Origin of the sequence: Vibrio sp. M60_M70, assembly GCF_037162085.1 — a bacterium.
GTDB classification, from domain to species: domain Bacteria; phylum Pseudomonadota; class Gammaproteobacteria; order Enterobacterales; family Vibrionaceae; genus Vibrio; species Vibrio diabolicus.
In genome coordinates this window covers 693592-716840 of the sequence record NZ_JARLUL010000002.1, presented here as the reverse complement: position 1 = coordinate 716840, position 23249 = coordinate 693592, and the positions used below count along the sequence as shown (strand labels likewise).

Sequence of the window (23249 nt, the reverse complement as noted above, 5' to 3'; positions counted from 1 at the left end):
AGTTGAACAACGTTTGCTAGCCCTTGGGAAATCTCATTGGATTTCTCTTTTTAGTTACTTATTCAGGAAACAACAATATGACTATTAGGCAAAAACTCTACTTCCTCGGAGTTATCGCCATTTTAGGCATCGTGGCCCTTTTGGGTACGTCATCCCATTTCGCCAATAAGAGCAATGAACTTAACCACGCCATCAAACTCGTTGGCGATCTAGAAATACGTTTACTCAACTTACGCAGAAACGAGAAAGATTTCTTACTGCGTAGTAATGACAAATACTTAAACAAATTTGATGCGAATGTTGATAAGTTTCTAAATACCGAAAAAGAGCTTGCGAGCATACTCACGAGCAATGAATTACCTTCTAGTCAGCGATTCAAGCAAGACCTCCTTGCATACCAAAAGGGCTTTCAGAATCTGGTCAGTGCTTACCAACGCTACGGACTTGATGCAAAGAGTGGCCTTCTTGCTGGTTACGAGCAAGCACTGTTAGAAGCCAAGCAACGCTCCGACCACCAGCAATTGCTGGCGTTGGTTCGTTTTGACTCTGCGGTCAAATCAGGTCAATTCAATAGTGATTTGCTTGTTGGGCTATATGCTCCGGAGCTCATCAAAACAGGTAAGCTAGTAGCGGCACAAAAACAAGTTGTAGGGGTAGCTTACGACCAAGGCCTACTTGGTGAAACTCGCGCATTATCTCATGCAGTAGAAGAGCAATTTGAAACCTTTTCGACAGCCCTTAGCTCTGCTGCTGCAAAGCGTAATGAGCAAATGTCGACCATCAACCAGGTCATTACTGCTCTGATCTTAGGTGTTATTTTCGCATTGATTTGGCAGATCTCTCGCTCAATCAATACACGAGTAAACAGCTTGCTTGGCACCATTCGAAGCATTAGCGAAACAAACAACATGGGACTGCGCTCTGACTTGAAAGGCAAAGATGAGCTATTTGATATCAGCCACCACCTCAATGATCTGTTGGATAAGCTTGAGCAGTTAATTAGTGGCACCCAAGAAAAATCGGCGCAGTTAACGGCCAGTACCGATAATATGCATCGTGAGCTAGAAGGGGTTATGGAGCAGTTCCATACTCAAACTGACCACACTGCATCGATGGCTACTGCGGTTCAGCAAATGGTGGCAACGATAGGTGAAATATCGGAAAGCACGTCGGTTGCGGTAGAGGGTGTACATCAAGCCGCGAATAATGCCGAACAAGGCCGAAGTGTTGTTGAAACTACTGTAACCAACATTGGTCAATTGACCAGTATTTTATCGAACAGTCAGCAGTCGATTGGCTCGTTGAACCAGCATGTAGATAAAATTGGTGGTGCGGTGAACATCATCCAAGAAATTGCGGAACAAACTAACTTACTGGCTCTCAATGCAGCAATTGAAGCCGCGCGAGCGGGCGAACAAGGTCGTGGCTTCGCCGTTGTTGCCGATGAAGTACGAGCCCTAGCTAGCCGAACTCATCAATCTACCGAGGAAATCACGCGAGTTGTTGTTGATATTCAAGCTCAAATGTCGACGGTCGTGGCGGATATTGATCAATGTAACGATCAAGGACAACAAACGCTTAATGCCTCTGAAAAACTTGATTCTAGCCTGCAGCAGATCATCACTGACATGCATGCAATTCAGGGCAATTCGGAGCGCATTGCTTCTGCGATTGAAGAGCAAGGTATCGTGATGAACCAGGTTAGTGGCTCAATCACCGAGCTTAACGCGATATCTGAAAACAACATGCAATCCGCTCAGGAATGCTTGCACGAAGTGAACTCTGTTTCTGCTCAAGCTCATGATATGGACGAAGCAGTTGCACAATTTAAAACCGCGCTAAAATAACCTTCCCTACAAATAAAAAGCCCGAGGCAATCATTGCTTCGGGCTTTTTTCGACTTTAACTTCGTGCTCTACTGTACACAGCGGGTGTGATTACTCATCATCAAGAGGAACCAGCTTGGTGTTGCCGCCATGAACTTTCTCACGCTGTCTTTGCACCAGAGCGTAGAAGCCAGGGATCAAGAATGTACCTGCTAGAAGCACACACAATAGACCACCAATCAGCGACACGCCGAGCGAGTTTTGGCTCACGTGCCCTGCACCTGCGGCGAAGATCAGCGGGAAGATACCCAGGATAAACGACCAAGATGTCATATTCACAGCGCGGAAACGTAACGTGCCTCCTTTAACCGCTGCACTATCGATATCAGCATCTTTTTCTTCACGTTCTTGCTTGGCGAACTCCACAATCAAAATTGCGTTTTTCGCCGCCAAGGCTATGAGCAAGACAAGGCCAATTTGCGCATACAAGTTAAGTGGTGTCCCAGTCAGGTTCAACGCTAAGAAGGAGCCTAACGTTGCTACTGGCACCACCAAAATGATGGCTAATGGAATACTCCAGCTCTCATATTGTGCCACCATGAACAAGTAAATGAAGATCAAAGCCAGTGCAAACGCATAAATGGCTTGGTTACCCGCAAGTACTTCCTGGTAAGCCATACCTGTCCATTCGTACGTGTAGCCCTGCGGAAGAACCTCTGCAGCAACGCGTTCCATTGCGGCAATCGCATCACCACTAGAGTAGCCCGGAGCTGGTTGGCCTTGAATGATAGCACTGCGGTACATGTTGTAACGCCATGCCACATCAGGCTCAAACACTTGCTCGTAGCTCACTAGCGTACTTAGCGGAACCATATCACCGTTCGAAGAACGAACATGGAAACGCTCTAGATCTTCCATGCTGCTACGGTGCTGGCTATCAGCTTGCATGGTTACGCGGAAGTTCTTACCAAACATGGTGAAGTCATTCACATAAAGCGAACCTAAGTTGCCTTGCAAGGTTTGGAAAATAGACGACAGTGAAATACCCAACTGCTGTGCTTTCTCACGGTCGATATCAACGTAGTAGTGCGGGACATTCGCGCGGAACGTACTAAACGTGTAGGCAATTTCAGGGGCTTGGTTGGCCGCTTGGATCATTTCTCCCATGACCATCGACAAATCGGTACGGCTTCGCCCTAGCGTATCTTCAAGCACAAACTCAAAACCAGACGCAGCGCCCATACCAGGAACCGCCGGAGGTCCCATCGCAAACACAACCGCTTGAGGCAACTCTGTCGCCGCTCGGCCATTAATACGCGCCGCGATGGCATTGGCAGAGTGTTCCCCTTGCAACGAGTTACGAGTATCCCAGTCATGCAGTTTGATAAACACAGATGCACCGTTTGATGCTGCTGCGCCTGTCATAAACGAGTAACCGTTCGCAACCGTCACGCCATCCACACCAGGCTCTTCACCAATCATGTTCATTAAATCATTGGTGACTTCTTCAGTACGAGATAAAGATGCTGAATCTGGTAGCTGAACGTTAACCAGCAAAATGCCTTTATCTTCTTGAGGAACAAACGCTGTTGAGGTGGTTTTCGCAAAGAAAGTGACCGCCGCGATAGCGACTATAAAGAACGTCACGAGTAGCAAAGATTTCTTCACCAAGAAACCAGCGACCTGACCATAACGCGTTGTGATACGCTCTAAGCCGCGGTTGAAAGCCTGGAACCAGTTAGCAGTGTTGCCCCCACCCTGCTTCAATACCAAAGAACAAAGTGCTGGAGACAGCGTCAATGCGTTGATGGATGAGATCACAACCGAAATACAGATGGTCAAAGCGAACTGGCGATACATGATACCGGTGATACCCGGCAGCATCGCGACTGGTATGAATACCGCAAGTAAAACCAAGGTCGACGTGATGATTGGGCCCGTTACTTCTTTCATCGCTAGCAATGTCGCTTTACGCGGTGAAATGGTTGGGTCTTTCGCCATGGTGGTATCGACGTTTTCGATAACCAGAATCGCATCGTCCACCACGATACCAATCGCGAGGATCAAGCCAAACAAAGTGACCGTATTGATGGTGAAGCCCGTCGCCTGCATGATGGCAAACGTACCAATCAGAGAAACGGGGATCGCAACAACAGGAATCAAAGTTGCGCGCGCACTCCCCAAAAACAAGTAAGTTACAGCAATCACCAATAGAATCGCTTCAATCAGTGTTTTGACTACCCCTTTGATCGATTCAGATACGAACACGGTTGTATCGTAGCTGGTCTCATACGCCATGCCCTCAGGGAAGTTTTTACTCAAGTCCTCAAGCAGCTCCATGACGGCCTGACCACTTTCTAACGCGTTCGCATCCGATTGAAGAGACAATGCAACAATTGACGCGTCCTGACCACGGAATTTACCGTTACCATCGTAGAACTTTTTACCTAGTTCGACACGAGCGACATCTTTCAGATAAACCGTGGAACCATTTGGATTAGCTCGAAGGACAACGTTCTCAAACTCGCTCACGCTTTCCAAGCGACCTTTGGTCACAAGGTTAAACTGAACTTCTTGAGGATTGTTGTATGGTGCTGCACCAACACGCCCTGCCGCAACTTGAACGTTTTGTTCAGCCAAAGCGGCGTATACGTCTGACGTGGTTAGCTTAAGGTTGGCCATTTTTTCCGGATCTAACCAAACACGCATTGCGTATTCGCCACCACCAATCACGTTAACTTCACTGATGCCTTTCGCACGAGCCAGCTGATCTTTTACATTCAAGTTAATGTAGTTAATCAAGAACTGATCGTCGTATTTGCCATCAGGCGAATAGAAGTTAAGGACCATCAGCAAGTCAGGTGAGCGTTTTTTCACCGTCACACCAACCATGCGCACTTCTTGAGGCAGTTTTGACTCGATCTGTGACACACGGTTTTGCACGTTTACTTGCGCCATGTCTGGATCGGTTCCGACATCGAACGTGACATTTAGGCTGTATGAGCCATCGTTCGCGCTCTTTGAAGACATGTAGATCATGTCCTCAACGCCATTGACCGACGTCTCTATGGGGTCCGCAATGGCCTGCTCGACAACTTCCGCACTCGCACCGGTGTAGTATGCCGAAACACTGACTGATGGCGGACTTATCTGTGGGTACTCCGCCACTGGCAAAATCGCTAGTGAGATCGCGCCTGCTAGCGTTAATATGATCGAAATAACCAGCGCGAATTTAGGTCTCTGAATAAAGAAACGACTTAACATAGTGCCCCCTACTGCTTATCTTCAGCAGGTGTTTGAATGCGCACTTCTACACCATTACGCACACGCTGTAGGCCCTGTGTAATAACCGTATCTTCCTGATCGAGGCCTTCTCGAATGATAATGCCTTGTTCAACCTGAGGTCCAAGCTCGACGTTACGACGCTCTGCCACACTTCCCTCAGCCATCACCATCACAAAGTCACCTTCTAAGTCAGTCTGTACGGCACGTCGTGGGATAACAATAACGTCTTTCGTGTTCTTATCTCTCAAGTTCACTTTGATGTGCTGACCCGGAAGTAACTTCTGCTCTGGGTTTGGCACTAGCGCACGCATTGCAATCGTACCAGTTTTGGTGTCAATACGATTACCTAAGAAATCGAGCTTACCGAGATGCTCAAAAAACTGACCATTTTCCAGCTCAAGCTGAACTTCAACTCTGTTTGATTCTGCTGAGCCGTCGCCTTTGACTTGATCCATACCCATGGCTAAGCGCTCGCGCTCACTCACACTAAATGAAGTATGCACTGGGTCTAAACTCACCAATGTCGTCAGCACGCCAGATGAAGGGGAGACAAGATCACCGGTACTCACTTTGGTATCGCTAATACGACCGCTGAACGGAGCTCGGATTTGAGTATAAGAAAGGTTAACTTCAGCAAGCTTAAGCTGAGCGTTTGCTGCTTCTAGCTCGGCTTTCGCACCAAGAAGTGCCGCAGTTAAGGCGTCAAACTCAGATTGAGAGATACTACCGCGAGGCAACAAGTTTTTACCTCGGGTGTGGTCTAGTTCCGCTTTTTTTAGCGCGGCTTTTGCTTGTGCAAGTGCCGCTTTAGCGCTCGCGACTTGTGCTTCAAAAGAAGATGGCTCGATAGAATAAAGAAGCTGTCCTTTTTCTACCATTTGCCCCTCTTCAAAGTGACGAGCTTTTAAATAGCCAGAAATCTGCGCGGTAATATTGGTATCTTCTACTGCTTCAATGCGACCGATATAAGACTTGCTCGGTTGGTAGTCGATAACCGTGACATCCTGAGTCACTACGAGAGGCGCTTGGCCTTCCCTTTGGGCATTATTAGCTTCCCCGCATCCAGCGAGGATTGCTGTAGCCGCCATTAGTGCGACAAGTGGTTTCTTTTGCATGTATTTACCGTCTTTATAGAACAGGATATTGTTGAATTCCCATCAACCTTACTCCTTGCTGCAACTGAAAACTTCACTCAAAAGCCCCCAAAATGTTTCTAAATGTAAACATGAGAAACAAAAAGAAAATAAAGTAATTTAGTTAACAGTGATATTTAACGAACAATACACAAGCAGCTCAATCATAACTATTTGATATACACTCTCAGGCATCGTGCATTTAGAGGCGCCAGGAAACACTAAGTGAGATATCGTATAAAGACGGAAAGTGAGATTCGGTGCTCAAGATAAGAACGTTTTATGGTTAAAAAGACAAAAAATGACGCCTTCATACTCAAGACCCCGATTTTGACTATTTTTTTAATATAAATGGGTTATCATTCAATTAATTCAACGCCTTCGACAGAGAGGATGACTATGATTTCTAAATGGGCAAAACGCTTTTACCAGATGGCAGAACTAGTGGCGTCATGGAGTAAGGACCCATCAACACAAGTCGGTGCAGTTATCACTAAACAGAATCGCATTGTATCTGTTGGATTTAATGGCTACCCGCACGGTGTTTCTGACAGTGTCGATACCGATGAACGCGAGTTGAAATATCTAAAAACACTACATGCAGAAGAGAACGCAATTTTGTTCTCAAAACGTGACTTAGACGGATGTGATATTTGGGTGACGCATTTTCCATGTCCTAACTGCGCGGCAAAGATCATTCAAACAGGGATCTCACACGTGCACTGCCCTGAGCAATCTGAAGACTTTCTATCTCGCTGGGAGATAAAATCCAAGTCAGCCAAGACATGTTCGATCAAGCGGGTGTGAAAGTCGACTGGCTACCACTAGAAGACATTGAAATTGAAGACAAAGACGTACGTTAATGTTTCGTTTTTGAATTTAAAAATAGCCCAGATGACTCTGGGCTATTTTCCCCCATTCAATCGACAAGAACCGCTCGACCTAGTCTGTTAACCGTGTTTTTTTCGCGGTGAGTTCAGCAATTTTGACGATGACAAGCACTGACTTCTCCATCATTTCAACCGAAATAAACTCATGAATCCCATGGAAGTTAAAACCACCAGTGAAGATATTCGGGCACGGCAACCCCATAAAAGATAAACGTGCGCCATCTGTACCACCACGAATAGGTTTTATAATCGGTTCAACATCACACGCTTCCATCGCTTGCTTCGCTAACTCAATGATATGCGGGTAAGGCTCAACCATTTCTCTCATATTGTAATAGCTGTCTGTTATTTTCAGTTCTACAGAACCATGACGTAAGCCCGCGTTCATGTCATCAACGAGTTTCTGCATAAAGGCTTTTCGCTCTTCAAGGCCCTGACGATCAAAGTCTCGGATAATGTAACCAAGCTCGCTTCGCGCCACGCCCATTTCTGCCGATTTTAAATGGAAGAACCCTTCGTAGCCTTCGGTTGTTTCCGGAGTTTGATCTTGGGGCATTTGAACTTGAAATTTCGCAGCCAAGTTCATCGCATTGACCATTTTGCCTTTTGCGGTACCTGGATGAACGCTAACACCATGAAAAATCACATCGGCGTTTGCCGCATTAAAGTTTTCGTATTCCAGTTCACCTTGCGGGCCACCATCAATAGTGTATGCCCATTTCGCGCCAAACTTTTCAACATCAAATAAATCTGCGCCCCGGCCAATCTCTTCATCTGGTGTAAAGCCGATACAAATGTCGCCGTGTGGAATGTCTGGATTTTCTAGTAACAGCGCGACTGCAGAGAGAATCTCAGCAATACCAGCTTTGTTATCCGCGCCAAGTAATGTAGTGCCATCGGTAGTGATAAGATTGTGGCCATGTAGATGATGTAAATCTGGATATTGCACCGGAGATAACACTTCATCCCCCAACCCTAGCGCAATATCGCCGCCTTGGTAATCTTCAATAAATTGCGGTTTTACGTTTTTTCCTGAGGCGTCAGGCGCGGTATCCATATGGGCAATAAAGCCTATAGGCGGCACCTCATAATCAACGTTAGCTGGCAGTCTAGCCATCAAGTAGCCATTTTTATCTAATGTCACATCACTTAAGCCAAGTTCGATCATCTCTTTCTTAAGCAACTCAGCAAACACAAGCTGACCAGGCGAGCTTGGGCAAAGCGTAACATGTGGATTTGATTGGGTATCGAACGTGACGTAGCGAAGAAATCTTTCAACTAAATGTTTCATATTTATTCTCATTGTTTTTATACGATGAGGCTTTATCAACCATCAATAAGCTGACCTTACCTCATCAAACCTCAAGCTATGTTACGCTCTTAGCTCAATAAGAATTTGCTTTGAATCATTTTTTCATAAGAAAGGCTACGGCACATCCCCTCGTCAATTGAAGCATGAATCTAATCTAATAATTCCTCAGCTAGTACTCGCCACTCTTTTACCTTACCGCGAAAATGACGCCATTGTTTATCGGTCATAGATTGAGAAATATCTAATGTCAGTTGATCGACCAGCACAAAGTTAGAATCAATATTTTTAGAAAGCTGCTCACTGTAATAGCTCTCTGGCTCGAACAACAGGCGCATAAATATATCCTGATAAGTGACAGCATTGGACTTGTTGTCGAACAGATATTCGAGCTCTTGATATATCGTTGCTCGATAACCTCTCCATAAAGGACTGTTAAGAGTGACTTGTTGAGAAAACGTTTGAGCTAATTGGCGCTGACTTTCTGATAGACTTCCCAACCACTCTTCCATCCATTCTTCTGTGTTATCTAGAATAATTTCACGTATTTCATCTTCCGTTTTATCCGCATATTTTGCGTTTCGCTCTTGATAATGCTCTTGTACATTACTCAGAAATTCCCGTTCTTGATCTTTCGTTAACTGTAAACTCAAAGCAAAAAGGTCTGGTGCCGCTTTGCTTACTACTCTATCGTAATGCGCTCGCACTCTATCTCGATTTTCCTGCAAATAATTTAGGGTGATATCGCTCACTTTTAATCTCTCAAGCTCTTTTAAATGATCGATATATAACGGTAATTCTTCTTTCTTATGCCATTCTGCTAACAATAATAAGCGTTCTTCCACTAGGACTTCTTGTTCACCTTGCAGAGAAACATAATCCTCTATGTAATCGATAACGAACCAATCGATATTGCTGTATAGAAACTTCTTCGTACATCCGGCAAGAAGAAATACGAAACAAAATAGAAGGCCATAACCAAGCACCTTATTAGATACACCCTGTAATTTAGTCACTTATTCGTATTCCCTTTTCTATTGATTAAGTTCTATACTCAACTTGTATCACTTAATATTGCGGCAAACTTACACCAGTGTGACAAATATTGATTGCCACCTTAATAATATATAGAGTTTGAAATTAACTTTTTGATCACAGCTATCCGCAAAAAAGTGAGTTAGGGCGCAATTATCGGCTAAAAAAATGCACCGAACGACGCTCCCTATAACGGCATATAATTTGCATGGATGTTTTTTGGATGGTTTATGGAGGCGAAGTATGGCAGCCGCTGAGCAACTTGATACCAGTGTAGAATATGAGATTCGATATTTTGAACAGGGGAAAATGCACTGCATGAGAGTCATTGCTGAAAGCAAAAAAGTGGCTTATCAGTACTATTTAGAGTGCGGTAAGCACAATAGTGACTTGTACTCTATTCGCCCAGACAAATAAAAAAACCGCCTTAAAGGCGGTTTTTTTATTATTAAAATCACGCTAAACAATTGATTCTATTAGTAGTTTTTAACTGTTCTTCAACTGTATTATTTGATGTCGCCAAAGCGCTCAAGATAAAGAACCGTTGCCGCGGTACGAGAAGGAACTTGAAGCTTTTTAAGTAAACTCTTCATATGCACTTTAACCGTTGATTCAGAAATAAAAAGACGATCGGCAATCTGCTTGTTGCGGAAACCTCTTGCCACCTCTCTTAAGATCTGCGTTTCGCGATCCGTCAGCGTATCAAAAACGTCCTCTTGTCCTGAACGCTCACTCAAATACTTAGAAACTTCTTGGCTGTAAGCTTTGTCGCCTTGATGCGCTTGTTTTAGCAACTCAACCAGCTCATCAGGCTCAGTATCTTTCAATAAATAGCCATCTGCGCCACTTCGAACTATTGCTTCTATGTCAGCAGGACTATCCGATACGGTTAAGATAACAATTCGAGCTTCACAACCATCAGCACGTAGCGCTTGTAAGGTATCGAGGCCTGACATGCCTTTCATATTGAGATCAAGAAGTACAAGATCCAGTTCCAGCTCATGCGCTTTTGCTACCGCATCTGCGCCATTACTTGCTTCTGCAACGACTTCAAACTCAGGCTCAAAGCTTAAAAGTTGGTGAATACCTCGTCGCATGAGTGGATGATCATCCACCAGCATTACTTTACACACTGTCACTGTTTACTTCCTTACTATGTTGGAATTCTAGTTTTACGGTACAGCCTTTGTTGATCGATGCTTCAATGTGAAGATCGGCATGCAGCCTAGCGGCTCGCTCTTGCATGATACTCATACCGTAATGATTTAATTTTTCGTCTTGATGTTCAAAGCCTATTCCATCATCGGTAACGGTTACTGTGACTTTTCCATCATTATCAAGACATTGAATGTGAATATTATCTGCTTGCGCATGCTTGATGGCATTAATTGCCGCTTCTCTTATCAACTGTAGTAAATGAACCTGCTGGTGTGCATCCAGTTCAGTTGAAGAAAGTCTATTTTTTAACGTAATGTCAGCGACGGTTTGTTCGTTGAGCGTTTCGACCATCTCTTGCAATGCTTGGCCAAAACTGCCCTCTTTAATCGTAAGACGAAACGTCGTCAGTAATTCACGTAGTTGAGTATAAGCAGCAGATAAGCCCGTATCCAACTCGGCAATGACTTGATTCGCCTGAGCTATCGCTTTTTCATCAGGCAAATTCTTTACGCTTCTCTTTAATAAAGCGACCTGAATTTTTAAATAAGAGAGTGCTTGAGCTAATGAATCATGCAGTTCCCGAGCAATGGTGGCTCGCTCTTCCATCAGTAGGATTTGTTCTGCTTGGCGTTGGGCTCGATTGTAATACACGGCACGCGATAAAATCTGCACAAAGTTGTCAATCAGTGCCTCATTCGGACAAGGTAACCCGGCCTTCCAATACAAATAGCCTAAGTGCTCACCGTCTAACGTTAGAGCCTTACTATGGCAATCTTCATCACAGTCGTGGCAGCACTCTTCCCCTTCCATCAATATCCAACTCGGTTCTCCCAATTGCTCTATTTCAAGTTTGACCGCTTTAATGCCTTCAAGACTTGCAATATGTTGCAATATGGCTTGGAAGTTATCCTGATTAATACGCGAAGCCGTTAACTCTTTCGACGAGTCATACAATACTTCTAAAGACTGATTCGCATGCTGTAATTTACGCGTTTTTTCATCAACCGCTTGTTCTAGCCCTCGATATAACTTACCAAGGTCCGTCGCCATCCGATTAAAGGTTCGAGTCAGGATCCCCATTTCATTATCGCTGGATACATCAAGCGATATATTAAATGAGCGATTCTTAATTTGCTCGCTAGCAAAAACTAAAGCACGCAAAGGCCGTACAACTTCGAGGCGCACAAAATGGACAACAAACATACTGACACAAAGGATACCGCCTAACCCTAACCCGCCAATCCAAGCTAAGTTAATCAGCTTTTGCTCCGAAAAGCTTTGCAGCTTAAATACAAACTCATCGATCTGCTTTACAAAACCAGCCACTAGGAGTTGGTACTCCGCCGGGTTGTCTCCTCTCAACACCGACTTGAGCTCATGCCATCTCATAATAAGACGGTAGTAATCATGAGTAATGTCTTCTGGCACTGACCAATGCTGGAGTGCTTTCATGGAAGGTGAGTATATCGAATGTTCAAATGCGTCAATATGTGAAGAGTAATCAACAGATTTAATCTGAATATCATGTGCCAAACGATAACTTTGCATTCGCATTGAGCCAGCAACATTGACGGCTTCTGCATCATTCAAGCTTGACGCTAACGTAAAAATTGCAAAACCAGTCGTAGCAACTGAAAGCAGCAAAATAAGAAGCATCGCGGACGCAATCGTGCGCGTCACTGACTTTTTCACATTTTTAAACAATCTGAGTTCCTCGCCCATTAACAACCCTATTTGTACGTGCAATGAACCCATTACCTTTCAACTTTATCAATATGTGATCACCTGCGACGGAATTTATTGATCCAAAACAATATTGCATCCCATTTACCTCCTAAGAGGTATTTATACAAATATGTCAAAAACTACAATTTCGTTAGTTTAAATGACAGTTTATTAATGAAAATTGTGGACTATGCTTAGTTTGGGTTCCAAGTTTCGAGGTGACTAAGTGGTAGACCTTTCCAGAAGAAGACTCTTTGCAAGAAAAGCGCACCCCGACAACGCCGTACGTTTGCCTTGGTTAACCAAGCCAGAACAGTTTACGGACGATTGCACTCGCTGCGGTAAATGCATTGAGGCCTGCGAAACAAAGATTATAACTAAAAGTGATGGCGGATTCCCTTCGGTCGATTTTTCTATTGATGAATGCACATTTTGTTATCAGTGTGCAGACGCCTGTCCTGAGCCCCTTTTCTTGCCAAAAACAGAGCAACCTTGGCAAGCGAAAGCAAGCATCAACGATAGCTGCTTAGCAAAACAAAATGTCGAATGCCGAAGCTGTGGGGATATGTGCGACCCGATGGCAATTCAGTTCAAATTAGAGCTGGGGAAAGTAGCACAACCCAATTTAGACCTTGATGAGTGTAACGGCTGCGGCGCCTGTGTTTCAGTGTGCCCGACTTCATCCATCAATGTGAGCAATATAACAGCCTAAGCCGTATGTCGTCGGCCAAAAGGCAATAAATGAGAGAGCTATATGTCACTAAATGAAGTGCATATTTCAAGTTTGGTAGTACACGTACTGCCAGAACATCTGGACGAAATCAAACAACAGATCGAAGCACATGAAAATGCGGAAATCTATGGTGACAGTCCAGAAGGCAAGATTATCGTCGTGCTTGAAACCGAAAACCAAGGTTTTATCACAGACACTATCGATGCCATCAACAATTTACCGAATGTCTTGAGCACGGTATTGGTTTATCACCAAATCGAAACTGGGCTTGAAGAAACGGATGAAGAAGACACTGGAACACAACATTCCCAAATCGAGGGTGAAGTATGAAAATGACAAGACGTGCGTTTGTGAAAGCAAACGCGGCTGCATCAGCTGCTGCTGTCGCAGGTGTGACACTACCAGCATCTGCAGCCAACCTGATTGCAAGCTCTGATCAAACCAAAATCACATGGGACAAAGCACCTTGTCGTTTCTGTGGTACAGGCTGCTCTGTTCTTGTTGGTACTCAAAATGGTAAAGTGGTAGCAACACAGGGTGACCCAGAAGCACCAGTAAACAAAGGCCTAAACTGTATTAAAGGCTACTTCCTTTCTAAGATCATGTACGGTCAAGACCGTCTGACCCAGCCGATGCTGAGAATGAAAGATGGCAAATTCCACAAAGACGGTGAATTTACACCTATCTCTTGGGATGACGCTTTCGACATCATGGCTGAGAAATGGAAAGCTTCCCTCGAGAAAAAAGGTCCAACAAGCGTAGGTATGTTTGGCTCAGGCCAATGGACAGTAATGGAAGGCTACGCTGCGTCAAAGCTAATGAAAGCGGGCTTCCGTTCAAACAACATTGATCCAAACGCTCGTCACTGTATGGCTTCTGCTGTAGTTGGCTTTATGCGCGCATTCGGTATCGATGAGCCGATGGGTTGTTACGATGACTTTGAGAACGCAGACGCATTCGTTCTATGGGGCTCGAACATGGCAGAGATGCACCCTGTTCTATGGACTCGTATTACTGACCGTCGCCTAAGTCACCCTCACGTTAAAGTGAACGTGCTTTCTACTTACTACCACCGTTCATTTGAGTTGGCAGATCACGGCTACATTTTTAATCCACAGTCTGACCTAGCGATTGCTAACTTCATCGCGAACTACATCATCGAAAACGATGCGGTAAACTGGGACTTCGTGAACAAGCACACTAACTTCACTCAAGCAGATACCGACATCGGTTACGGCCTACGTGACGATGATCCGCTACAAAAAGCAGCGAAGAATCCTAACTCAGGCAAACTAACGTCTATCTCTTTCGAAGAGTACAAAAAGTCTGTTGCACCTTACACAGCTGAGAAAGCCTCTGAAATCTCTGGTGTTGAAAAAGAGAAGCTTATCGAGCTTGCGAAGCAATACGCCAATCCAAATACGAAAGTGATGTCTCTATGGACGATGGGTATGAACCAACATACTCGTGGCGTGTGGATGAATAACTTGGTTTACAACATCCACCTACTAACCGGTAAGATCTCGACTCCGGGTAACAGCCCATTCTCACTAACGGGTCAACCATCTGCGTGTGGTACCGCTCGTGAGGTTGGTACTTTCGCTCACCGTCTACCTGCAGACATGGTAGTAGCTAACCCGAAACACCGTAAGATTGCGGAAGACATCTGGAAACTGCCAGAAGGGACGATTCCACCAAAACCTGGCTTCCACGCCGTATTGCAAGACCGTATGCTGAATGACGGCGTTCTGAACTGTTACTGGGTTCAATGTAACAACAACATGCAAGCAGGTCCAAACATCAACACAGAACGTCTTCCAGGTTACCGCAACCCAGAAAACTTCATCGTTGTGTCTGACCCATACCCGACGGCAACAGCGCAAGCAGCAGACCTTATTCTTCCAACAGCAATGTGGATTGAGAAAGAAGGTGCTTACGGTAACGCAGAGCGTCGTACTCAAGCTTGGTACCAACAAGTGGGCACGGTCGGTCAGGCAAAATCCGACCTGTGGCAGCTAATGGAGTTCTCGAAACGCTTCAAAATGGAAGAAGTGTGGCCTGAAGAGCTTCTAGCGAAAGCGCCTCAGTACCGTGGTAAAACCATGTACGATGTACTATACCGCAATGGTAATGTCGACAAGTTCCCTATCGAAGAAGCTCGCGAATTGAATGACGATGCCCACCACTTCGGTTTCTATGTTCAAAAAGGTCTGTTTGAGGAATACGCAACGTTTGGCCGTGGTCACGGGCATGATTTAGCACCATACGACCGTTACCATGAAGTGCGTGGTCTACGTTGGCCAGTTGTTGATGGTAAGGAAACACAATGGCGCTTTAAAGAAGGTTCTGATCCATACGCAAAAGAAGGTTCTGGTTGGGATTTCTACGGCAATGCTGACGGCAAGGCGAAGATTATCTCTGCACCATATGAAGCGCCACCAGAAGTGCCAAACGATGAGTTTGATATGTGGCTATGTACTGGCCGTGTTCTTGAACATTGGCACACAGGCACCATGACTCGTCGTGTACCTGAGCTATACAAAGCAGTACCAGACGCAGTGTGTTACATGCACCCTGAGGACGCAAAAGCGCGTAACGTTCGTCGTGGTGAAGAAGTACTCATGGCAAACAAACGCGGCGAAGTACGCGTTCGTGTTGAAACTCGCGGTCGTAACCGTCCGCCAAAAGGTTTGGTATTCGTACCGTTCTTTGATGCACGTATTTTGATTAACAAGCTCATCCTAGATGCGACTGACCCACTGTCTAAACAGACAGACTTTAAGAAGTGTCCAGTCAAAATCACTAAGATTGCTTAACCTTCAGATACCGAATGCTACGGCCGTCACTATGGCGGCCTAATAAAGAATTTAAGCCATAAAGGCGGAGATGAAATGATGAAAAAATTACTTGTCGCACTTTTATCTGTAGGTGCTTTAGTGACAGGCATTGCGCAAGCTGAGTTAGATAATCCAGGTGGCATTGGTGGTCTAGAGTCTCTACGTGGAATGTCTCAATTGGAAGACACACGCCCAGCAGATGAGTTCAAGGACTTCCCTAAAGACCAGATTGTTGAAGATAGCTTTGTTTATCAACCACCGTTGATCCCACACAGCATCCGTCACTACGAAGTATCGTTAAATGCTAACAAGTGTCTTGCGTGCCACAGCTGGAAAAATGCAAAAGAGTCAGGCGCGACTAAAATTAGCGTAACGCACTATGTAAACCGAGAAGATGCTGTATTGGCGGATATGTCTCCTCGTCGTTACTTCTGTTTGCAATGCCACGTGCCACAAACTAATGCTAAGCCACTAGTGGAAAACAAGTTCGAGGCAGTTGATTCGCTTCAGTAATTGAAACGCGAGTACGAAGAGGTTATTTATGAAAATACTTAAAGCGTTTTGGAAAAGACTGAAGAACCCAAGTAAAGCTGCCGCTGGTGTGGTTTTGTTCTTAGGTTTTGCAGGCGGTCTTTTATTTTGGGGCGCATTCAACACAGGTATGGAGGCAACCAACACAGAAGAGTTCTGTTCTGGCTGTCACGCACCAATCGTTGCTGAAATTCAAGAAACAATTCACTACTCTAACCGTTCTGGTGTTCGTGCCATCTGCTCAGACTGTCACGTTCCTCATGAATGGACAGATAAGATCGTTCGTAAAGTACAAGCATCCAAAGAGCTATTCGCTCACTATGTTCTGCGTACTATCGATACACCAGAGAAGTTCCAAGAGCGTCGAGGACACCTTGCTGAGCGAGAGTGGGCGCGAATGAAAAAGAATGACTCTCTTGAGTGTCGTAACTGTCACGAGTTTGATTACATGGATTACTCTCAACAAGGCTCACGAGCAGCGGAGCAGCACTCTACTGCGCTAGCTTCTGGAGAGAAAACCTGCGTAGATTGTCACAAAGGCATCGCGCACAAACTACCGGACATGAGCGGCGTTGAAGGCTGGCACTAAGGAGACTTCCCATGAGTACTTTAGAATCTGTAATTTGGCATATCCTTGGCTATAGCGCCATGCCTGTGATTATTCTTTCCGGCTTTGTGGCAGTAGCAGCAATCTCTCTCTGGCTGCTGTCATTTGGTAAGGATAAAGAGGTGTAACGTAACGCACCTCTACCCGTCAACTTGCCTATTTGTTGACACTAAGCGCTGAGTATCTACTCGGCGCTTTTTTATTCACCGTCACTTTCGGCCCAAAATGTCCTCAACCGATACATATATTCAATCGGTATAATGAGGTGGCCAGTAACGACCAAAAAAAGCGACCATAAAGGTCGCTAAAATTTACTGCTATAGGGAGTTGTTTAAGACTCTTTTACTGGCAGAACCTGCTTGACGTATTGCCCTGGAGCTTCATCGATTGCTGGGTGGTCTTCCGAGCCAATAGGGAATGGTTCGACTTGCTCTTTTGGATTGAATTGAAGTAGCCATTCATTCCAATGTGTCCACCACGATCCCTCTTTGTGCTCGGCATTATTCAACCACTCGTCAGCCGAATCATCCAAAGTATCGTTCAACCAATAACCATACTTATTTTTCGCTGGAGGGTTCACGATACCCGCAATATGACCCGACTCACCGAGAACAAACGTTTTGTTGCCACCAGTGTTCAGGGCACCACGATAAGTTCCCTGCCATAACGCTATATGGTCTTCTTTCGTTGATACAAAATAGCTAGGAATTTTGATCTTGTTTAGGTCAATCCATACCCCACCAATTTTGACGCCTTTGTCTTGCACTAGCTTATTCTCTAAATAGAGCTCACGAAGCAAGAAGTTATGGGAGGCAGCACTCACGTTGGTACTGTCACTATTCCAGTACAACAAGTCAAAATCGACTGGGCTGTTGCCCTTCAAGTAGTTGTCGACATAGTAGTTCCAGTACAGGCTGTTTTCACGCAGTAAGCTGAATGTGACGCTTAATGAACGACCGTCCATATACCCTTTTGCGTTGTTTTGCGCCTCAATTGCACTCACAATGGTGTCATTGATGTACGCGCCAACTTCGCCTGGCTGAGAAAAGTCGAGCAATGTGGTGAAGAAAGTCGCTGATTTAATACGCTTCTTCATACGTTTTGCCGCATAGTACGCAACCGTGCTCGCCAGAACCGTACCACCGATACAGTAACCAGCCGCGTTGATTTGCTCTTGGCCCGTTATATCTTCAATTGCCGCGACAGCTTTGACGACGCCTTCTGTCACATAGTCACCAAACTCTACATGCGCTTGCGCCTTGCCTGGGTTGCGCCAAGACATCATAAATACGCTATGTCCCTGCTCTAGCAACCATCGAACCATTGAGTTCTTCGCTGTTAAGTCAAGGATGTAGTATTTATTAATGAAAGGAGGAACGATGAGCAGTGGCGTCGCGTTCACTTTCTCTGTTAGAGGTCGATATTGAATCAACTCAAACAATTCGTTTTGAAAAACCACATCGCCCGGAGTGGTCGCCACGTCATCACCCACGCGGAATGCATTGTTATTCGTCATACGAATTTTCAAAATGTCCGCGCTGGACTCAACGTCTTCTTTTAACTGCTCTAAGCCAGCCAGAAGGTTTTGACCGTTTTGCTCAAGTGTCAGTTTCAAGAGTTCTGGATTCGTCGCGATGAAATTCGAAGGGGAAAGTGCATTGATGGCTTGACGGGAAAAGAAAAGTATTCGCTCTTTAGATTTTTCATCCAAACCTTCGAGTGACTCAATTGTATCTAAATAAGTCTTGCTGAATAACAGGTAGGATTGCTTAATGAAGCTATACATCACCTCATTTTGCCACGCTTCATTAGAAAAACGCTTGTCCCCTTTTTCTGCTTCAATGACCTGTTTTTGGTTACCCGCCAACGCGACATTCTGCCAAATTTGTAGCTGCTGTTCCCACCATTCTGCTTGCAGTTTTAAGATCGCAGCAGGTTGATTTACAGCTTGTTCGAAGAGTTTGGCAGTGTCTTCCAAGTTCACTTCTTGCATGGCCTTATTTAAAGGAGAGTTCACGACTGCCTTGTTCACTTCGAAATCATGCCACCACTGTTGATTGGTTTGTTGAAGCTGTACAAGATAGTCCGAAAAGAAGTGCTGAAACATAGTCTTACTCCTATATTCGGAAAAAACAACGCCGCCCAAATTAGGGTCTAGAGACCCTAAGGCGGCGAGAATCGGACAAATTACGCTGGAGTAACAGTCTTTAGATTTTCCGAAGTCATTTTCTCAACGTCTTCTTTGAACTCTTTTGCAATAGCTTGAAGCTTGTTGCTGTCGTCCATCATTTGTTGAGAAAGCTTAGTAAGAACGCTTAGTTGCTGGCTGTTGAAAGCAGTCAATGACGTTACGTCTTTGATTTCTGATGCCGCTTTCATTTGGTTCAGACCCACTTCGCTGTAAGTACGAATTGCGTTCAGTTGAAGCTCAGTCAACACTTCTACGTTTTTTGTCACTAGCTTGTTGAACTTCAAGTAAGGTTCTAGATTTTTTTCAGTTTGATCGCTAAAGGTTTTGAAGAAATCTGTGTACATGGTTTATCTCCTAGAGAAAGAATTAAAAATGTCCGTTTAAATAATTACTTAACTGCTTTTATAACCACAGCCGTCCCCATGCCGCCGCCCACACAAAGTGATGCGACACCATATTGACCATTTTGCTTATGAAGCTCGTGAACAAGCGTCACTAAGATTCGGTTGCCCGATGCACCAAGTGGGTGACCTAGCGCGATAGCACCACCATTAAAGTTCGCTTTATCTTGAATCGCGTTAACGGGAACTTGGTTGGTTTCCGCCAACTGATGAATCACGCCAAGTGCTTGCGCAGCAAATGCTTCGTTCAACTCGTAAACGTCAATGTCGTTTACCGTTAATTCCGCTTTTGCTAATGCTTTATTGACTGACTCCACTGGACCTAGACCCATGATTTTCGGATCAAGCCCCGATTGCGCATAGCTTACGATCTCAGCAATAGGCGTGAGTCCATGTGCTTTAACTGCGCTCTCAGACGCGACGATAATTGCACTCGCACCATCGTTAATTCCTGATGCATTCCCCGCAGTCACAGTGCCTTCACGGTCAAAAGCAGGGCGCAGCTTGCTTAACGCTTCCATAGTCGCATTAGCCTTTGGGTATTCGTCGGTATCGAATAGCACCGTTTCACGGCGTTGCTTTACTTCTACAGGCACAATTTCGTCTTTGAATTTGCCCGCTTCGATTGCCGCCACCGCTTTCTGTTGGCTAGACAGCGCATACTCGTCTTGCTGTTGACGGGTTAGTCCGATTTCTTTTGCAACGTTTTCTGCCGTCACACCCATGTGATATTGGTTGTAAACGTCGGTTAAACCGTCCGCTACGAGCAGGTCTTTCAGCTCTAGGTTGCCCATTTTGTTGCCATCACGAATACTACTTGGCGCGGCAAACGGAATCTGAGACATGACCTCAACACCTGCTGCAACAACAATCTCTGTATCGCCACTACGGATATGTGAAACCGCATCCATGACGGTTTTCATGCCACTGCCGCAAACCATGTTTACGCCATACGCAGGAACCGCGTCCGGAATCCCAGCGAACAATGCCGCCTGACGACCAACCCCCATGCCTTGGCCTGCGCCGACAACGTTGCCAACAATCACCTCATCAATCTTGTCGCCATTCAACTTCGCCGCTTCCAATGCGCCCTTAATCGCTACTGCTGCCAAATTGCCAGCAGAGGTATTTTTAAGACTGCCACCAAAGGCGCCAATTGGAGTGCGCTTCGCTGCTACGATAAACACTTTTTCCATCATCTTCTCTCCTTAGTGCATGTATAGGCCGCCATTCACCGACAAAGTCTCACCGGTGATATAGGCCCCTGCATCGCTGACCAAGAAGCTCACTGATGCTGCAATTTCTTCTGGTGTAGCAAGGCGTTTCATTGGGATTTGATTCGTGATGGATTCCAATACTTCTGGCTTCATTTGCTCAACCATTGGTGTACCTGTGTAACCTGGCGCAATAACATTTACTGTCACACCCGAACGAGCACCTTCATACGCCAAGGCTTTAGAGAAACCTATCATCCCAGCTTTCGCCGCCGAGTAGTTTGCTTGACCAAACTGCCCTTTTAGGCCATTGACTGAAGAGATGTTAATGACACGACCACCGCCTTTTTCGCACATCGCAGCGAACAGAGGTTGCGTAACGTTGAATAGACTATTGAGGTTGGTATTAATGACGTCATTCCAAGCTTGCGCAGTCATCTTTTTAAACACGCCATCACGTGTGATACCTGCGTTGTTGATAACGACATCAATGGTCCCTTCTTCCTCAAGCAATTGCGCTAACTTTTCTGCACACTCTGCAGTGTTTGTTACGTCCAACTCAAAAAGGCGAACCTGATCTTTGGTAAACCCTTTACTGTTGAACCACTCCAACGCACATTCATAGTTTCCTGTGAAATAAGTAGCGATTACACGGTAACCATCATTCACTAATTGAGAGGAAATAGCAGAACCAATTCCGCCTTTTGATCCGGTGATCAAAGCGACTTTCTTCATCGAAGACTCCATTCTTAACGGCATTTAAAAAAGCAAACTAAATACACTGATAAAATAAATCACCAACTGACGTGTTTATTTATTCTTTTGGCTATCAATCCTGTGATGCCTTTTATTTTAAGTTAAACCAGAAATATTACATTTCAAATAAAAAACTAATCCATTTGCATAAGATTGATTTAGATCTCATTAAACATGAAATGTTATAAAATGGTTAACTATTTATAAGTCATTGTTTTAAATAAAATAAAGTTAAACACAAGCTTATCAGAACATAAATTTAATCATTATTTATCAATAAGTTACATACCGAACAGTGGACGTTACATCATCTCATGATTTCAGATACCACTCTCATGCTCAGAGTTGTTCTCTATAAATACGATTAGAATAATAATTCAAATATCAATATAAGCAATTGTCAGTAATATCATTTAATTACTAACTTAAATGATATTTAAGACAGTATAAACTTAATTTTATATTTATAGTTTCGCTTATGAAAAGTGGTATATTTAGAATGTAAACAATAGAAGAAAACGTCTCATTTTGGTGCAGTTCGCACTATTATGACGCAGCAATTAAAAAATAATTTCAGTTTTATTTTAAATATCCAAATAACATCAATTAACTAGCATTTAACGTATCGAATCACTTTTTATCTATTGAAGTACCGGTACGGTGCAATATTCGATGGTGCCATCTCCTAAAGCAATCATCTAGATTCTTTAACCCAGTAAATTGATGTTATACCCAAATGACGTCAAGATGCAGAAATCGTGTCAGTGACATGCTCCGCAGGGCGAGTTTCCTTATCCCACAGCCTTTGTTAACGATTTTTGATTTAGAACCACTAGATCTTCAAATCGTTGCCGTGCCTGTGAGCCAAGTCATTCTCGCTGAACCTAAGCACCTTGAGGTTATTTGGGGATATTTGGGGATAGTATCCTTTATCAATTTGCACTATCTTTGTGGCTTCTATCAAATCACTTAGTTATCAACAAACATGAATCTTGCATTACTCAGTATGTTCATCCCTACCTTCTTTTTTGTCTCAATTACACCAGGAATGTGCATGACGCTCGCCTTAACGCTAGGAATGAGTATCGGTTATCGCCGCACATTATGGATGATGATTGGTGAACTCGTCGGTGTCGCGCTGGTTTCAGTCTCGGCAGTACTAGGGATCGCAGCGATCATGCTCAACTATCCTTGGATGTTTATCGCACTCAAGTTTATTGGTGGCGGCTACTTACTCTATCTTGGTGTAGAAATGTGGCGATCTCGAGGTAAGTTAGCAATAAATGTCGATAATTTAGAAAAACCCAGAAGTGGCAACGTCGCGCTCATCATGCAAGGCTTCGTTACCGCTATCGCAAACCCAAAAGGCTGGGCATTTATGATTTCTCTGCTGCCGCCTTTTATCGATCAAAATGCGGCTCTTGCTCCACAGCTGATCGTGCTTGTCTCCATCATCCTTCTTTTTGAGTTCATTTGTATGTCTCTGTATGCCACGGGTGGTAAAGGACTGAAACGCGTGTTGGGTCAATCAAAGAATGTGCGCCTGATGAACCGTATCGCGGGCACTTTAATGATGGGGGTTGGTGTTTGGCTATTACTGAGCTAAAGCAACGCTGGA

Annotated in this window: 19 protein-coding genes and 1 pseudogene; 10 read left to right on the top strand and 10 right to left on the bottom strand. The window is 44.6% G+C overall.

Annotated features, from left to right (window positions below):
• Positions 1–77: 77 nt before the first annotated feature.
• A complete protein-coding gene (locus P4S59_RS19015; protein ID WP_337168859.1) occupies positions 78–1847 on the top strand; it encodes a methyl-accepting chemotaxis protein in 1770 nt (589 codons plus the stop codon).
• 90 nt (positions 1848–1937) lie between these two features.
• Here the strand turns inward: P4S59_RS19015 and vmeZ are convergent, their stop codons facing one another.
• Both vmeZ and vmeY read right to left on the bottom strand, forming a co-directional pair.
• The gene (vmeZ, locus tag P4S59_RS19010) at positions 1938–5090 is read right to left on the bottom strand and encodes a multidrug efflux RND transporter permease subunit VmeZ (protein WP_046875892.1); all 3153 of its coding nucleotides are present in this window, start codon (positions 5088–5090) and stop codon (positions 1938–1940) included.
• An 8-nt stretch (positions 5091–5098) separates the two neighbouring features.
• Positions 5099–6226 carry a multidrug efflux RND transporter periplasmic adaptor subunit VmeY gene (gene vmeY / locus P4S59_RS19005; RefSeq protein WP_134645504.1) on the bottom strand — a complete coding sequence of 376 codons (1128 nt, stop codon included), beginning with the start codon at positions 6224–6226 and terminating at the stop codon, positions 5099–5101.
• A 417-nt stretch (positions 6227–6643) separates the two neighbouring features.
• Here vmeY and P4S59_RS19000 point away from each other — a divergent pair.
• A pseudogene (locus P4S59_RS19000) lies at positions 6644–7107 on the top strand (dCMP deaminase family protein).
• A 79-nt stretch (positions 7108–7186) separates the two neighbouring features.
• Here the strand turns inward: P4S59_RS19000 and pepT are convergent.
• Both pepT and P4S59_RS18990 read right to left on the bottom strand, forming a co-directional pair.
• Positions 7187–8425 carry a peptidase T gene (pepT, locus tag P4S59_RS18995; RefSeq protein ID WP_253651003.1) on the bottom strand — a complete coding sequence of 413 codons (1239 nt, stop codon included), beginning with the start codon at positions 8423–8425 and terminating at the stop codon, positions 7187–7189.
• 170 nt (positions 8426–8595) lie between these two features.
• The gene (locus tag P4S59_RS18990; protein WP_337168858.1) at positions 8596–9459 is read right to left on the bottom strand and encodes a DUF6279 family lipoprotein; all 864 of its coding nucleotides are present in this window, start codon (positions 9457–9459) and stop codon (positions 8596–8598) included.
• 262 nt (positions 9460–9721) lie between these two features.
• Here P4S59_RS18990 and P4S59_RS18985 point away from each other — a divergent pair, with 262 nt between their 5' ends.
• Entirely contained in the window at positions 9722–9895 is a 174-nt protein-coding gene (locus P4S59_RS18985; RefSeq protein WP_005373524.1) for a hypothetical protein, read from the top strand.
• An 89-nt stretch (positions 9896–9984) separates the two neighbouring features.
• Here the strand turns inward: P4S59_RS18985 and P4S59_RS18980 are convergent, their stop codons facing one another.
• Positions 9985–10617, bottom strand: a complete 633-nt coding sequence (locus P4S59_RS18980) for a response regulator (RefSeq protein ID WP_005398453.1) — start codon at positions 10615–10617, stop codon at positions 9985–9987.
• Positions 10604–12340 (bottom strand): nitrate/nitrite two-component system sensor histidine kinase NarQ, encoded by a 1737-nt coding sequence (narQ, locus tag P4S59_RS18975; protein ID WP_337168857.1) that lies wholly within the window; start codon positions 12338–12340, stop codon positions 10604–10606. The genes P4S59_RS18980 and narQ overlap by 14 nt, the downstream gene beginning before the upstream one ends.
• Positions 12341–12587: 247 nt before the next feature.
• Here narQ and napF point away from each other — a divergent pair, with 247 nt between their 5' ends.
• The 6 genes from napF to P4S59_RS18945 all read left to right on the top strand — a co-directional run bounded on the left by napF (position 12588) and on the right by P4S59_RS18945 (position 17197).
• The gene (gene napF / locus P4S59_RS18970) at positions 12588–13073 is read left to right on the top strand and encodes a ferredoxin-type protein NapF (RefSeq protein ID WP_005398455.1); all 486 of its coding nucleotides are present in this window, start codon (positions 12588–12590) and stop codon (positions 13071–13073) included.
• A gap of 42 nt (positions 13074–13115) precedes the next feature.
• A complete protein-coding gene (locus P4S59_RS18965) occupies positions 13116–13424 on the top strand; it encodes a chaperone NapD (RefSeq protein ID WP_005398456.1) in 309 nt (102 codons plus the stop codon).
• A complete protein-coding gene (napA, locus tag P4S59_RS18960; protein WP_006741149.1) occupies positions 13421–15910 on the top strand; it encodes a periplasmic nitrate reductase subunit alpha in 2490 nt (829 codons plus the stop codon). Before P4S59_RS18965 ends, napA begins: the two co-directional genes overlap by 4 nt.
• A gap of 78 nt (positions 15911–15988) precedes the next feature.
• Positions 15989–16444 carry a nitrate reductase cytochrome c-type subunit gene (locus tag P4S59_RS18955; RefSeq protein ID WP_031780699.1) on the top strand — a complete coding sequence of 152 codons (456 nt, stop codon included), beginning with the start codon at positions 15989–15991 and terminating at the stop codon, positions 16442–16444.
• A 28-nt stretch (positions 16445–16472) separates the two neighbouring features.
• A complete protein-coding gene (locus P4S59_RS18950; protein ID WP_005398274.1) occupies positions 16473–17051 on the top strand; it encodes a NapC/NirT family cytochrome c in 579 nt (192 codons plus the stop codon).
• Between the two features lie 11 nt (positions 17052–17062).
• Positions 17063–17197, top strand: a complete 135-nt coding sequence (locus P4S59_RS18945; RefSeq protein WP_005373546.1) for a TIGR02808 family protein — start codon at positions 17063–17065, stop codon at positions 17195–17197.
• 203 nt (positions 17198–17400) lie between these two features.
• Here the strand turns inward: P4S59_RS18945 and phaC are convergent, their stop codons facing one another.
• The 4 genes from phaC to P4S59_RS18925 all read right to left on the bottom strand — a co-directional run bounded on the left by phaC (position 17401) and on the right by P4S59_RS18925 (position 21610).
• On the bottom strand, positions 17401–19176 hold the full coding sequence (gene phaC, locus P4S59_RS18940; protein WP_005398277.1) for a class I poly(R)-hydroxyalkanoic acid synthase: 1776 nt from the start codon (positions 19174–19176) through the stop codon (positions 17401–17403).
• 80 nt (positions 19177–19256) lie between these two features.
• Positions 19257–19604, bottom strand: a complete 348-nt coding sequence (locus P4S59_RS18935; protein ID WP_005398278.1) for a phasin family protein — start codon at positions 19602–19604, stop codon at positions 19257–19259.
• 44 nt (positions 19605–19648) lie between these two features.
• Positions 19649–20857 carry an acetyl-CoA C-acetyltransferase gene (locus tag P4S59_RS18930; RefSeq protein ID WP_237284959.1) on the bottom strand — a complete coding sequence of 403 codons (1209 nt, stop codon included), beginning with the start codon at positions 20855–20857 and terminating at the stop codon, positions 19649–19651.
• Between the two features lie 12 nt (positions 20858–20869).
• Entirely contained in the window at positions 20870–21610 is a 741-nt protein-coding gene (locus P4S59_RS18925) for an SDR family oxidoreductase (RefSeq protein ID WP_046875888.1), read from the bottom strand.
• A 1006-nt stretch (positions 21611–22616) separates the two neighbouring features.
• Here P4S59_RS18925 and P4S59_RS18920 point away from each other — a divergent pair.
• A complete protein-coding gene (locus tag P4S59_RS18920) occupies positions 22617–23237 on the top strand; it encodes a LysE family translocator (protein ID WP_048624835.1) in 621 nt (206 codons plus the stop codon).
• The last annotated feature ends 12 nt before the right edge of the window (positions 23238–23249 follow it).